This is a genomic window from Flavobacterium sp. C4GT6, from assembly GCF_036347315.1.
Classification (GTDB): Bacteria; Bacteroidota; Bacteroidia; order Flavobacteriales; family Flavobacteriaceae; genus Flavobacterium.
The window spans coordinates 53,722-66,449 of the sequence record NZ_JAZGZU010000004.1; the positions used below are offsets into that span (position 1 = coordinate 53,722).

General features: G+C 38.1%; 14 protein-coding genes. 12 read left to right on the forward strand and 2 right to left on the reverse strand.

The annotated features are described in order from the left end of the window. Positions 1-51 precede the first annotated feature (51 nt). The gene (locus tag V3Z67_RS06495; protein ID WP_330442541.1) at positions 52-1,029 is read right to left on the reverse strand and encodes a pyruvate dehydrogenase complex E1 component subunit beta; all 978 of its coding nucleotides are present in this window, start codon (positions 1,027-1,029) and stop codon (positions 52-54) included. A 276-nt stretch (positions 1,030-1,305) separates the two neighbouring features. Here V3Z67_RS06495 and V3Z67_RS06500 point away from each other — a divergent pair, with 276 nt between their 5' ends. The 9 genes from V3Z67_RS06500 (at position 1,306) to porT (ending at position 7,362) form a co-directional block, all read left to right on the forward strand. Further along, positions 1,306-2,052, forward strand: a complete 747-nt coding sequence (locus tag V3Z67_RS06500) for an electron transfer flavoprotein subunit beta/FixA family protein (RefSeq protein ID WP_157481619.1) — start codon at positions 1,306-1,308, stop codon at positions 2,050-2,052. Between the two features lie 23 nt (positions 2,053-2,075). Further along, positions 2,076-3,044: an electron transfer flavoprotein subunit alpha/FixB family protein gene (locus V3Z67_RS06505; RefSeq protein ID WP_330442542.1), complete on the forward strand. Its 969-nt coding sequence runs from the start codon at positions 2,076-2,078 to the stop codon at positions 3,042-3,044. A gap of 97 nt (positions 3,045-3,141) precedes the next feature. Further along, a complete protein-coding gene (locus tag V3Z67_RS06510; RefSeq protein WP_330442543.1) occupies positions 3,142-3,753 on the forward strand; it encodes a bifunctional nuclease family protein in 612 nt (203 codons plus the stop codon). A 74-nt stretch (positions 3,754-3,827) separates the two neighbouring features. Continuing rightward, a complete protein-coding gene (locus tag V3Z67_RS06515; protein WP_330442544.1) occupies positions 3,828-4,652 on the forward strand; it encodes a thymidylate synthase in 825 nt (274 codons plus the stop codon). Between the two features lie 40 nt (positions 4,653-4,692). Beyond that, positions 4,693-5,070, forward strand: coding sequence for a 2TM domain-containing protein (locus V3Z67_RS06520; protein ID WP_330442545.1), 378 nt, complete (start codon positions 4,693-4,695; stop codon positions 5,068-5,070). Next, entirely contained in the window at positions 5,070-5,573 is a 504-nt protein-coding gene (locus tag V3Z67_RS06525; RefSeq protein WP_330442546.1) for a dihydrofolate reductase, read from the forward strand. The genes V3Z67_RS06520 and V3Z67_RS06525 overlap by 1 nt, the downstream gene beginning before the upstream one ends. Then, positions 5,566-5,853, forward strand: coding sequence for a hypothetical protein (locus V3Z67_RS06530; RefSeq protein ID WP_330442547.1), 288 nt, complete (start codon positions 5,566-5,568; stop codon positions 5,851-5,853). The genes V3Z67_RS06525 and V3Z67_RS06530 overlap by 8 nt, the downstream gene beginning before the upstream one ends. Positions 5,854-5,927: 74 nt before the next feature. Then, on the forward strand, positions 5,928-6,656 hold the full coding sequence (ubiE, locus tag V3Z67_RS06535) for a bifunctional demethylmenaquinone methyltransferase/2-methoxy-6-polyprenyl-1,4-benzoquinol methylase UbiE (RefSeq protein WP_330442548.1): 729 nt from the start codon (positions 5,928-5,930) through the stop codon (positions 6,654-6,656). A gap of 4 nt (positions 6,657-6,660) precedes the next feature. Then, positions 6,661-7,362, forward strand: a complete 702-nt coding sequence (porT, locus tag V3Z67_RS06540; RefSeq protein WP_330442549.1) for a type IX secretion/gliding motility protein PorT/SprT — start codon at positions 6,661-6,663, stop codon at positions 7,360-7,362. Here porT and V3Z67_RS06545 read toward each other — a convergent pair. Continuing rightward, positions 7,349-8,089, reverse strand: coding sequence for a TrmH family RNA methyltransferase (locus V3Z67_RS06545; protein WP_330442550.1), 741 nt, complete (start codon positions 8,087-8,089; stop codon positions 7,349-7,351). The two genes, porT and V3Z67_RS06545, sit on opposite strands and share 14 nt — an antisense overlap. 39 nt (positions 8,090-8,128) lie before the next feature. On the opposite strand from V3Z67_RS06545, the gene tamL reads away from it, so the two are divergent. From tamL to accD, 3 genes are read left to right on the forward strand one after another with little or no spacing between them, the layout of a single operon-like run. Next, entirely contained in the window at positions 8,129-10,699 is a 2,571-nt protein-coding gene (gene tamL, locus V3Z67_RS06550; RefSeq protein ID WP_330442551.1) for a translocation and assembly module lipoprotein TamL, read from the forward strand. A gap of 47 nt (positions 10,700-10,746) precedes the next feature. Beyond that, positions 10,747-11,814 carry a class II fructose-bisphosphate aldolase gene (fbaA, locus tag V3Z67_RS06555; RefSeq protein WP_035133950.1) on the forward strand — a complete coding sequence of 356 codons (1,068 nt, stop codon included), beginning with the start codon at positions 10,747-10,749 and terminating at the stop codon, positions 11,812-11,814. A 35-nt stretch (positions 11,815-11,849) separates the two neighbouring features. Further along, the gene (gene accD, locus V3Z67_RS06560) at positions 11,850-12,704 is read left to right on the forward strand and encodes an acetyl-CoA carboxylase, carboxyltransferase subunit beta (protein ID WP_330442552.1); all 855 of its coding nucleotides are present in this window, start codon (positions 11,850-11,852) and stop codon (positions 12,702-12,704) included. The last annotated feature ends 24 nt before the right edge of the window (positions 12,705-12,728 follow it).

Here is a 12,728-nt window from a genome sequence, read left to right on the forward strand (position 1 = left end):
CATCATATAGTATGATGAAGTTTCAAATATAATCAGATTTTGGCTGAATTCTTACTTATACATAACTTTCTTAACTGCTTTTACAACATCTTCAGAGTTTGGTAACCACTCTTTAAGCAGTACAGGAGAGTATGGTGCCGGAGTATCGGCAGTTGTAATTCTTTGAACAGGCGCATCAAGATAATCAAACGCTCTTTCCTGAACCATATATGTAATCTCAGAAGCTACACTCGCAAACGGCCAAGCCTCTTCAAGAACTACAAGTCTGTTTGTTTTTTTAACAGAGTTTAAAATCGCATCATAATCCATTGGACGTACTGTTCTAAGATCGATAATCTCACAGCTTATACCTTCTTTCTCTAATTCATCTGCAGCAATGAAAGCCTCTTTGATGATTTTACCAAAAGAAACAATAGTAACATCTTTACCTTCACGCTTAATATCGGCAACACCCAGCGGAATAGTGTACTCCCCTTCAGGCACCTCTGCTTTATCACCATACATTTGCTCTGACTCCATGAAGATTACAGGATCGTTATCACGAATAGCCGATTTTAAAAGACCTTTTGCATCATATGGGTTTGAAGGAACTACAACTTTAAGACCCGGAGTATTAGCAAACCAGTTCTCAAAAGCCTGTGAGTGAGTCGCAGCAAGCTGACCTGCAGATGCTGTAGGACCACGAAAAACAATTGGCATTGTAAACTGCCCTGCAGACATCTGTCTCATTTTAGCAGCATTATTTATAATTTGATCAATACCCACTAACGAGAAGTTAAATGTCATGAATTCCACAATAGGGCGGTTACCGTTCATGGCAGAACCTACTGCAATACCGGCAAAACCAAGCTCGGCAATAGGAGTATCGATTACCCTTTTAGGGCCAAACTCGTCAAGCATACCTTTAGATGCTTTATAAGCACCGTTATATTCGGCAACTTCTTCACCCATTAAATACACTGACTCGTCGCGACGCATCTCTTCGCTCATTGCTTCGCAAACGGCCTCTCTAAACTGTATAGTTCTCATGTAATATTGTATTTCTTAATTTTATGATTGGCAAAAATAAAGATTTTATATTTATTTCTGTCTCAAAAAACACCAAATAAATCCCCCTGTTTTTCTTCTGTTTTAAGCAATTAAAATTCCGCAATTATCAGGCTAAAACGTATGCGTTTTTCATAGTATATTAAATTTTAACAGTGTTTTATTAAAAAAAGTATATTTATTATGCGTGCATAGTTTTTTATTTAAATAAAATTATTAACTTCGTAACCGGAAAATAATCTTTATAACTTTATAAAAATGAAAATATTAGTTTGCATCAGCCACGTGCCTGATACTACTTCCAAAATCAACTTTACCAACGGAGACTCAGAATTTGATACTAACGGGGTACAGTTTGTTATAAATCCTAACGACGAATTTGGTTTAACCAGAGCAGTTTGGTTTAAAGAGCAACAGGGAGCAAACGTTACTGTTGTGAATGTTGGCGGACCTGACGCAGAGGCTACTCTTAGAAAAGCCCTTGCTATTGGTGCTGACGAAGCTATTCGTGTAAACGCTAACCCAACCGACGGATTTTTTGTTGCAAAACAACTTGCTGAAGTTGTGAAAAGCGGAAATTACGATTTAGTAATTGCAGGTAAGGAATCTCTTGATTATAACGGAGGAATGGTACCGGGTATGCTTGCAGCAAACTTAGGTTACGATTTTATTAACTCATGCATTGGTTTAGATGTAAACGGAACCGATGCTAAAGCTGTAAGAGAGATAGATGGCGGTAAAGAAACTCTTAGCGCTAAACTTCCTCTTGTAGTAGGCGGACAAAAAGGGCTTGTAGAAGAAAAAGACCTTAAAATACCAAACATGAGAGGTATTATGCAGGCAAGACAAAAAACACTTACAGTACTTGAACCTGTAGCTGCTAACAATGCTACTCAGGCTGTGAAGTTTGAAAAACCGGCACCAAAATCGGCTGTGAAACTTATTAGCCCGGATAACCTTGACGAACTGGTTAATCTACTACACAACGAAGCTAAAGTAATCTAATCAAATTTAAAATTATTACGACTATGTCTATCTTAATATATGCTGAATCAGCAGAAGGTAAATTTAAAAAAACAGCTTTCGAGCTTGCCTCTTACGCTAAGAAAGTAGCTGGTGAAACAGGTAGCACTATAACTGCAGTAGCTGTTAATGCTGCTGATGCTTCTCAACTTGGAAAATACGGAGTTGACAAAGTATTAAACGTAAAGAACGACAAACTAAATTCTTTTAACGCTAAAGCTTATGCCGATGTAGTTAAGCAGGCAGCGCAAAAAGAAGGTGCTAAAATTGTACTACTTTCCTCTACTACAGACAGCCTTTACCTAGCTCCGCTTGTAGCTGTAGGTCTTGAAGCAGGTTATGCATCAAACGTAGTTTCACTACCGGAAAGCGTTTCTCCTTTCCGCGTTAAAAGAAATGCTTTCTCTAACAAAGCTTTCAACGTAACAGAAATAAATACTGACGTAAAAGTTTTAGCTATCGCTAAAAACTCTTTCGGACTTATTGAAGCATCAGGCGCCGCTACAGAAGAGGAGTTTGCTCCGTCATTAAACGATAACGACTTCACTATTAAAGTAGAGTCTACAGAAAAAGTAACAGGAAAAGTAACCATTGCTGATGCTGAAATCGTAGTTTCAGGCGGACGCGGACTTAAAGGCCCTGAGAACTGGGGACTAATTGAAGATCTTGCTACTGCACTTGGAGCTGCAACTGCATGTTCTAAACCGGTATCAGATCTTGGTTGGAGACCTCACTCTGAGCACGTAGGACAAACCGGTAAACCGGTAGCTTCTAACCTTTACATAGCAGTAGGTATCTCTGGAGCTATACAGCACATTGCAGGTATCAACTCCTCTAAGGTAAAAGTAGTTATAAACACTGACCCAGATGCTCCTTTCTTTAAAGTTGCAGACTATGGTGTTGTAGGCGACGCTTTTGAAGTTGTTCCTAAGTTGACTGAAAAAATAAAAGAGTTTAAGGCTCAAAACTCATAATTTTATTATAAATTGTGCCCATGAAAGGGCTATCTGAAACAGATGGTTTTATATTTGTTCAGATAGCCCTTTTTATTTGAAAAGAGGAACGATTTTTATGAGCTTAGTTAAACTTACTATTAAAGGGATTTCGTACAGTCAAACACAAAACGGCGCGTATGCTCTTATCCTGAATGAGGTGGACGGTGAACGAAAATTACCAATTGTGATTGGTGCGTTTGAGGCCCAGTCTATCGCAATAGCGCTGGAAAAAGAGATTAAACCGCCAAGACCCCTTACCCACGATCTTTTTAAAAACTTTGCAGACCGTTTTGACATCGTAGTAAAGCAGGTTATTATACACAAACTTGTAGACGGTGTTTTCTTTTCGAGCATTATTTGTGAACGCGATCGCATTGAGGAAATTATTGACGCCAGAACTTCTGACGCTATTGCCCTTGCACTGCGTTTTAATGCTCCTATTTTTACCTATAAAAACATTTTGGACAAAGCCGGGATTTACCTTAAAATAAATCCTGAACCCGATAATCCTGAAAGCGAAAATGTACTTTCAGAACCGCAAACTTTCGGAACCGAAGAGGTTTCGGGTGAAGGCTATTCACAATATTCAATACAGGAACTGTATGATATGCTGGATGGCGCAGTGCAAAATGAAGATTATGAAAAGGCAGCTAATATAAGAGACGAAATATCTAAGAGAGAGAGTTAATTTGGTTATTCGTTAATTCGGTTATTTGAGAGTCAAATAAACAAATAGCCACATAAACAAATCCACACAATAAGATGAAGCAGTATTTAGATTTAGTGAAGCATGTAATGGATAACGGAAACCAAAAAGGTGACCGTACAGGAACGGGTACTAAAAGCGTTTTTGGTTACCAAATGCGTTTTAACCTTAGCGAAGGTTTTCCGCTTGTTACTACAAAAAAGCTACACCTTAAATCTATCATATACGAACTGCTTTGGTTTTTACAGGGTAACACCAACATTGGCTACCTAAATGATAACGGCGTAAGAATTTGGGACGAATGGGCCGATGAGAATGGCGATTTGGGTCCGGTATACGGTCACCAATGGAGAAATTGGGACAGTCAGGAAATAGACCAGATCAAAGAACTTATAGACACACTTAAAAACAACCCTAACAGCCGCAGGATGCTTGTTAGCGCATGGAACCCTAAAGTACTACCAGACACTTCTAAATCATTTGCAGAAAATGTAGCCGAAGGCAAGGTAGCACTACCTCCATGTCATGCTTTCTTCCAGTTTTATGTAGCCGACGGCAAATTATCATGCCAGCTATACCAAAGGAGTGCCGATATCTTTTTAGGCGTTCCATTTAACATTGCATCATACGCATTGCTTACCATGATGATTGCTCAGGTGTGCGACCTGAAACCCGGAGATTTTGTACATACTTTTGGCGATGCCCACATTTACAACAACCACATGGAACAGTTGGAACTTCAGCTAACGCGCGAACCAAGACCGCTTCCTAAAATGATACTTAACCCTGAGGTTAAAGACATTTTTGACTTTAAATTTGAAGACTTCACATTAACAGACTACGATCCGCACCCACATATTAAAGGAGTTGTGGCGGTGTAATTGTTTTTTTCCCTATCTTTAAGTTATATAATATTAACTTATGGAACCAAATCAACAGGAGTTGTATGAATATGCCCGCAAAAGGGTAAAGCAGAAGAAACGTGTTTACTTCCACTTTATACTGTTTTTTGTAGGCAGTATATTTTTATACATTATAAACAAATGGCTTAACGTAAACCCTGAAAAAGACTGGTATCTATGGGCTATTACCGCATGGGCTTTTCTGTTTATAATGCACTTTATAAAAGTTTTTGTTACCGAAAGTTTTATAAACAAGAAATGGGAACAGGAACAAATTGACAAGCTTGTAGCCCGACAGGAACGCAGGATAAGTCAGCTTGAAAAGAAACTGGAGAAAGACAGCGAAAACACACAAACAGAAACCGAAACCGATAATACTACTACCCCAACAGAATAATGACTATTACCCTTATAGCCGCTGCGGCAGAAAACAATGCTTTAGGAAAAGACAACCAGATGATATGGCACCTGCCGGATGATTTTAAACGCTTTAAGCAATTAACCTCGGGGCATTACATAATAATGGGTCGTAAAACTTTTGACAGCCTATCGGGAATGCTCCCTAACCGCACCCACGTTATTATTACAAGACAACAGGACTACACTGCCAAAAACTGCATTATAGCCAACAGCCTTGAAGAAGCTTTAAAAGCCTGCCCGCAGGACGAAGAAGTATTCGTAATAGGTGGTGGTGAAATTTACAAACAGTCCCTACCGTTTGCTAATAAAATAGAACTTACCCGCGTACATGGCACCACTCCCGAAGCAGATGCTTTTTTCCCTGAGATAGACCTCAACAAATGGGAACTCACCCAAAAAGCGTATCATCCAAAAGATGAAAAGCATAAGTTTGACTTTACGTTTGAGACTTTTGTGAAGAATACTGGTAAAAATGAATGATAACTTATTTGAAATAGAAAAGAATCAAAATAAAAACTGGAATTTATTTCTTTTTGATTTATCCTTTTCCATTCTTGATAAAAAACAGATTGTTCTCATAAATTATTCTGAAAAAAATTGTTGCTCATGGACAATTGAATACACTTTTAAAAGAACACTATATGATGGTAGAGATGATATATTCATAACACAAGTAAAAAACAAAGGTGAATGGATTAACACTCATGCTTTTTTCAAAAAAGAATTAACTTATACATTATTAGAACTAAGTATTAAATAACCAATCCATATAGCTAATAATTAAAAACTGTTTTCCAAAAAACTATTTTTATCTTTGCGCCGTAAATATTTGCAATGTCACAAAACGTAACCCCCTATAAAGATTCCCAACTGGGAAAAAAAGAACAGGTAGCCCAAATGTTTGATACCATTTCAGGCAAGTATGACGGGCTTAACCGCGTAATCTCTTTTGGTATTGATGTTAAATGGAGAAAAAAAGTATTGAAACTAGTATCGGACACAAACCCCGAAACCGTTCTTGATATTGCCACAGGTACCGGTGACCTTGCCATTTTAATGACACAAACCGGAGCAAAAAAAATTACCGGACTTGACATTTCTGCAGGTATGCTTGAAGTAGGCCGTAAAAAAATAGCCGAAAGAAAGCTTGATGGTAAAATTGAAATGGTACTGGGCGACAGCGAAAATATTCCGTTTGAAGACAATAGCTTTGACGCAATCACCGTAGCTTTTGGGGTTCGTAATTTTGAAAACCTTGAAAAAGGCCTTTCCGAAATTTTAAGGGTATTAAAACCGGGTGGTATTTTTGTGATACTGGAAACATCAGTACCTACAAAAACACCTTTTAAACAGGGATATAAATTCTACACCAAATACATATTACCATTAATAGGCAAACTGTTTTCTAAAGACAAATCGGCCTATGCTTACCTTAGTGAATCGGCCTCGGTTTTCCCTCATGGCGAAATGTTAAACAATATTTTGAGAAAAATTGGGTTTATAGAGGTGAAGAACAGACCACAAACAATGGGTGTGGCTACAATTTATTCCGCTTCAAAGTAATACAATGAAAAGATATTTAATATACCTTATCCTTATATGTGGTATGCAAGGCCATGCCCAGCTTAAAATATTTGGTAAAGACCCAATTATACACCTTGAGAATTTTGACAAACAAAGAGTTCACTGGGGGTACTTTTTAGGTTTTAACAGCTATGGCTTTAAAATGGATTACATTGATGATCCCGTAACCGATATTGTAGTAAAACAAACTACAGGATTTAACGTAGGGCTTGTAGGGAACCTAAGGATTATGGAGCACCTGGATCTTCGTTTTGAACCGGGACTATACTATACTCAAAGAGATCTTACTTATCCTGACATTGAACGCCAGAGCGATGCTTTAAGACAGGCAAAGTCAACTTATATCCATTTCCCCTTATTACTTAAGTTTTCTGCAAAAAGAACAGGTAACATAAAACCATACCTTGTGGGAGGTTTTTCAAGAACATTAAACCTTTCGAGTAATGCCTCATCCCTTGACGACAACTACTCGGGTACTTTCAGGATGAAAAAATGGACTACCAACTATGAAATAGGGTTTGGTATCGACTTATACCTGGAGTACTTTAAGTTTTCACCATCTATTAGAGGAGTGTTTGGGCTTAACGACGAACTTATTCGCGATAACAACCCCAACAGCCAATGGACAGGAAACATAAATTCCATGAAAACAAGGGCTATTTTAATCAACTTTACTTTCCACTAAAAGAGCGTCTAAACTCGCTTAGTATTATTGCAGTAGCTGTAGCCACATTAAGGCTTTCGGTTTTTTGTATGGCACCAAAACGTGGTATGGCAATTTTATCGGTAACGGTTTGCTCTATAGCTTCAGATATTCCGTTTGCCTCATTACCAAAAATAACAATACCGTTTTCAGGGAGTTGCTGGGTATAAATGTTTTCTCCGTCCATAAAAGTGCCATATACAGGCAGTGAAGTATCTTTAAGATATTCTTCTAAATCAGTATAAACAACGTTCACTCTGCTTATGGATCCCATTGTAGCCTGCACCACTTTTGGATTGTAGACATCCACACATCCTTTAGAACACACTAAATGAGTTACTCCAAACCAGTCGCACATCCTTATAATTGTACCTAAATTCCCCGGATCACGCACCTCATCGAGCGCAACTATAAGTCCACCGTCAGGCAGTACCTCATTTTCATCAGGCATTAAAAAAACAGCCAAACAGGTATTTTGTGTAGTAAGCGCACTAATTTTTTTCAGTTCGACATCAGTCACCTCTATCCTTTTGGATTGAGGTATTGTATTAAAATCGTTTTGCGTGGTAAACAACTGATATAATTCAAAATGCGATTTTAATAGTTCTTCCACCACTTTAACACCTTCGGCAATAAACATTTTATGCTCCTTTCGGTATTTTTTTTGCTGTAAACCCGTTATTGTCTTAATTTGGTTTTTACTAACCATAAAAAATGTATTTTTGAATTACGATTTAGAGCCCTGCCCTTGAGAAATAAGATAACAAAAATAGCACTTATTATATTAACCGCTTCTGTTTTATTTTCATGTTCCCTAACTAAAAGGGTTCCTGATGACAAACAGTTATTGCGTGAAACCAATATAACCGTAAACGACAAGAACGTAAATGACGAAGATGTAACCAATCAGCTATATCAGTTACCCAACAGCGATGTGCTTGGACTTAACATTAGACTGCACATGTACAACTGGGCAACACCAAACTCCGATTCATCATACCAAGCATGGCTGGACAGGAAACCTAACCGCCGCAAAAGATACACTGCACTGCTTTCAGACAAGCAGGTACAGCGCTTAGGACAGTCATTTTTAGTTGCCGGAATGAGCAGTTTTCTTAAAAATGTTGGAGAACCCCCTGTAGTGGTAGACGAAAAACGCACACAAAGATCGGCATCGAGATTAAGAGCCCATTATTTCAGACAAGGATATTTCCGTACAAAAGTAGACTACAAAATAGACAGCATTGGTTACAAAAAAGCAAAAGTAAACTATACAGTAAATACCGGTAAACCTTATATAGTAGACTCTATATCTACCCAAATTGCAACTCCGGTTCTGGACTCACTTTACCAAACCACAAAAGCAAAATCGCTTATCAAGAAAGGAAAACAATACAACCAAAATGATTTTTCGGGAGAGCGCGACAGGATTACAAACTATTTCTTAAACCACGGGGTTTACAATTTCCAACCCAACTATGTTTCCTATAATATAGACACAATTGGAACAGGATATAAAGCTAACGTAGAACTATTAGTTACCGATGAGCTTATAAGAACACAAGACTCTACCTACACAAGACCTTTTAAAATATACACCGTTAAGGAGGTTAATATTTATACCGAAAACCCAAACGGTGAAGAAAACCCTGTTATAGACAGCACTACCTACAAAGGCTTTAACATATACAGCAACGGAAAACTTAACTACAGGCCAAAAGCTTTGACCGACCCTGTATTTGTTACTCCGGGTAGCACCTATGCCGATTTTAGACGTACCCTTACTTACAGGTATCTTTCTAACCTTAGCGTATTTTATTACCCTAAAATAATTTATGAAGTAGACCCTAACGACCCAGCAGGAACATCGCTTATAACAAACATTTATCTTAAACCAAAATCAAAGTTTGACCTCTCTACCAGTGTAGATTTTAACCACTCAAACATTCAGGATTTTGGTATACAGGGTAATGTTACTTTATCTGCCAGAAATGTTTTTAGAGGAGCCGAGGTACTAAGTATCAGCACAAGAGGAAACATTGGTTCTTCAAGAGATCAGGCTATTAAGGACCGATCTTTTTTCAACATCCTTGAATATGGTGCCGATTTACGACTGACTTTCCCACGAATATTTTTCCCTATCAATACCGATAGGGTAATACGTAAGGAAATGATACCATCTACAACAATGAGTTTTGGTATCAGCAGGCAGCAAAACATCGGGTTGGACAAAGAGAGCTTTACCGGAATATTAAACTACAACTGGACACCTAAAAGAAACGTTACAGCAAAACTGGATCTGCTTAACATACAATACATCCGTAATGTAAATCCGCAAAATTATTTTAACGTATACCAATCGTCATACTCAAGATTAAATAATTATGCTCTGCAATACCAGTCGCAGGTTAACCCTGATTACTTCACCACTAATCCAGATACAGGAGCAGAAGAGCTTATTATAGAATCTGGAACTAATGGTTTTATAAACGACGTTAAAAATGAAAGTGTAACCGTAAGTAACGAAGATTACAAAAGTATTAACAGCCTTGAAGAAAGAAGGCAAAGACTTACAGAGAACAACCTGATATTTGCTTCAAACTTTACTTATACCACAAGTACAAAAGAGAACCTTTTAGACAATACTTTTTTCATCTTTAAAACCAAACTGGAAACGGCAGGTAACTTCCTTACACTACTTTCCAAATTACAGGGTGATAAAAACATGAATGAAAACGGAAGAAGGACATTTGTAAACGTAGAGTACTCTCAATATGTAAAAACAGAATTCGACTTTATAAAACACTTCGACCTAAGACGCGGAAAAGTACTTGCCATGAGAGCCTTTTTTGGTATTGCCATCCCTTATGGCAATTCTAACTCAATTCCGTTTACACGAAGTTACTTTGGTGGCGGATCTAACGATAACAGAGCATGGCAGTCCTACAGTCTTGGGCCAGGACGAAGCGGAAGCCCTAACGACTTTAATGAAGCCAACTTCAAAATGGCTTACAGTGCCGAGTTACGTTTTAATATATTCGGGCAGTTAAACGGCGCAGTGTTTGGCGATGTAGGTAACATTTGGAATATTTTTGATAACGAAGAAGACGAAGACTATACCTTTAATGGTATTCAATCCTTCCGTGACCTGGCTTTTGGTTCGGGTTTTGGATTTAGATATGATTTTAATTTCTTTGTAGTCCGCCTTGACTTAGGTTTCAAAACATACAACCCGGGCAGGGAGGTAAACGACAGGTGGTTTAAAGAATATAATTTCTCCCACTCTGTTCTAAATGTCGGAATTAATTATCCGTTCTAAATTTAAAAATACTATTTTTGTAAATTAATTTAAAAAACTATAAATAAATGGCTCATAATATTAAACCCGGGGTTGCAACCGGAGATCAGGTTCAGGAAATCTTTCAGTATGCTAAAGAAAAAGGATTTGCTCTACCGGCGGTAAACGTAACGGGATCAAGCACAATAAACGGAGTACTTGAAACAGCTGCAAAATTAAATGCACCGGTAATCATTCAGTTCTCTAACGGCGGTTCATCATACAATGCCGGTAAAGGATTATCTAACGACGGTCAGAAATCTGCCATTTTAGGTGCTATTGCAGGAGCAAAACATATACATACACTTGCAGAAGCTTATGGAGCTACTGTTATATTACACACAGACCACTGTGCTAAAAACTTACTACCTTGGATAGACGGTTTACTTGATGCTAGTGAAGAGCACTTCAAAGCTACAGGAAAACCACTTTTCAGCTCTCACATGATTGACTTATCAGAAGAGCCTCTTGAGGAAAACATAGAAATTTCTAAAAAATACCTTGAGAGAATGAGCAAAATGGGCATGACCCTTGAAATCGAATTAGGTATTACAGGAGGTGAAGAAGACGGAGTAGATAACTCTGACGTAGACAGCTCTAAACTATATACTCAGCCGGAAGAAGTAGCTTATGCTTATGAAGAACTAAGCAAAGTTTCTAACAGATTCACTGTAGCGGCTGCTTTTGGTAACGTACACGGTGTATACAAACCGGGCAACGTAAAACTTACACCAAAAATTCTTAAAAACTCCCAGGATTACATTCAGGAGAAATACAACACAGGTGTTAACCCTGTAGATTTTGTTTTCCATGGTGGCTCAGGTTCTACACTTGAAGAAATCAGGGAAGCAATCACTTATGGTGTAATCAAAATGAACATTGACACTGACCTTCAGTTTGCATTTACAGAAGGTATCCGTGATTATGTTTCTAAAAACATTGAATATCTTAAAACTCAAATAGGTAACCCTGAAGGGGCCGATTCTCCAAACAAAAAATACTACGACCCAAGAAAATGGATGCGTGAAGGAGAACTTACCTTTAATGCTAGGCTTGCAAAAGCTTTTGAAGACCTGAACAACGTTAATACCCTATAATAATTAGGGCCGTATAACTAACTAATATTTGTAAAATGGCTTGGTTTAAAAGAACGGAAAAAGGAATACAAACACCAACCGAGAACAAGAAGGATGTACCTAAAGGATTATGGTACAAATCACCAACCGGTAAAATTGTTGATGCCGAAGAACTGGCAAAAAACTTTTATGTAAGCCCTGAAGACGGATACCACGTTAGGATAGGCAGTAAGGAATATTTTGAAATACTGTTTGACAATAACGAGTATAAAGAACTTGATGCCGATATGACATCAAAGGATCCTCTTAAGTTTGTGGACACCAAAAAGTATGGCGATCGTTTAAAAGACGCTCAGGAAAAAACAAAACTTAAAGATGCCGTTAGAACCGGAGTAGGTAAATCTAAAGGAAAAGACATCGTAATTGCATGTATGGATTTTGCTTTCATCGGCGGATCTATGGGAGCTGTGGTAGGTGAAAAAATTGCACGCGCAATTGATCATTCTATCAAAAACAGAATTCCATTCCTTATGATATCTAAATCTGGTGGAGCAAGAATGATGGAGGCTGCTTATTCACTTATGCAGCTTGCTAAAACATCAGCTAAACTTGCTCAGCTTGCAGATGCTAAAATACCTTACATCTCTCTATGTACAGACCCAACAACGGGTGGTACAACTGCATCATACGCGATGCTAGGAGACGTAAACATTTCAGAACCGGGAGCTCTTATCGGGTTTGCAGGTCCGCGTGTAGTAAAAGACACTACAGGTAAAGACCTACCTGAAGGATTCCAAACTGCAGAGTTTGTATTAGAACACGGTTTCCTTGACTTTATCACTCCTCGTAGAGAACTTAAAGACAAGATTAACCTGTACCTTGACCTTATTCAAAATCAACCGGTACGATAAATAAACAAATAAAAAAGTCCCTGC

Coding starts and splice junctions, on each gene's coding strand:
- V3Z67_RS06530 (WP_330442547.1), top strand. CDS start 5,566: ATGAATGATAACTTATTTGAAATAGAAAAGAATCAAAATAAAAACTGG.
- porT (WP_330442549.1), top strand. CDS start 6,661: ATGAAAAGATATTTAATATACCTTATCCTTATATGTGGTATGCAAGGC.
- V3Z67_RS06505 (WP_330442542.1), top strand. CDS start 2,076: ATGTCTATCTTAATATATGCTGAATCAGCAGAAGGTAAATTTAAAAAA.
- ubiE (WP_330442548.1), top strand. CDS start 5,928: ATGTCACAAAACGTAACCCCCTATAAAGATTCCCAACTGGGAAAAAAA.
- fbaA (WP_035133950.1), top strand. CDS start 10,747: ATGGCTCATAATATTAAACCCGGGGTTGCAACCGGAGATCAGGTTCAG.
- V3Z67_RS06545 (WP_330442550.1), bottom strand. CDS start 8,089: ATGGTTAGTAAAAACCAAATTAAGACAATAACGGGTTTACAGCAAAAA.
- V3Z67_RS06515 (WP_330442544.1), top strand. CDS start 3,828: ATGAAGCAGTATTTAGATTTAGTGAAGCATGTAATGGATAACGGAAAC.
- accD (WP_330442552.1), top strand. CDS start 11,850: ATGGCTTGGTTTAAAAGAACGGAAAAAGGAATACAAACACCAACCGAG.
- V3Z67_RS06520 (WP_330442545.1), top strand. CDS start 4,693: ATGGAACCAAATCAACAGGAGTTGTATGAATATGCCCGCAAAAGGGTA.
- V3Z67_RS06510 (WP_330442543.1), top strand. CDS start 3,142: ATGAGCTTAGTTAAACTTACTATTAAAGGGATTTCGTACAGTCAAACA.
- V3Z67_RS06525 (WP_330442546.1), top strand. CDS start 5,070: ATGACTATTACCCTTATAGCCGCTGCGGCAGAAAACAATGCTTTAGGA.
- V3Z67_RS06500 (WP_157481619.1), top strand. CDS start 1,306: ATGAAAATATTAGTTTGCATCAGCCACGTGCCTGATACTACTTCCAAA.
- V3Z67_RS06495 (WP_330442541.1), bottom strand. CDS start 1,029: ATGAGAACTATACAGTTTAGAGAGGCCGTTTGCGAAGCAATGAGCGAA.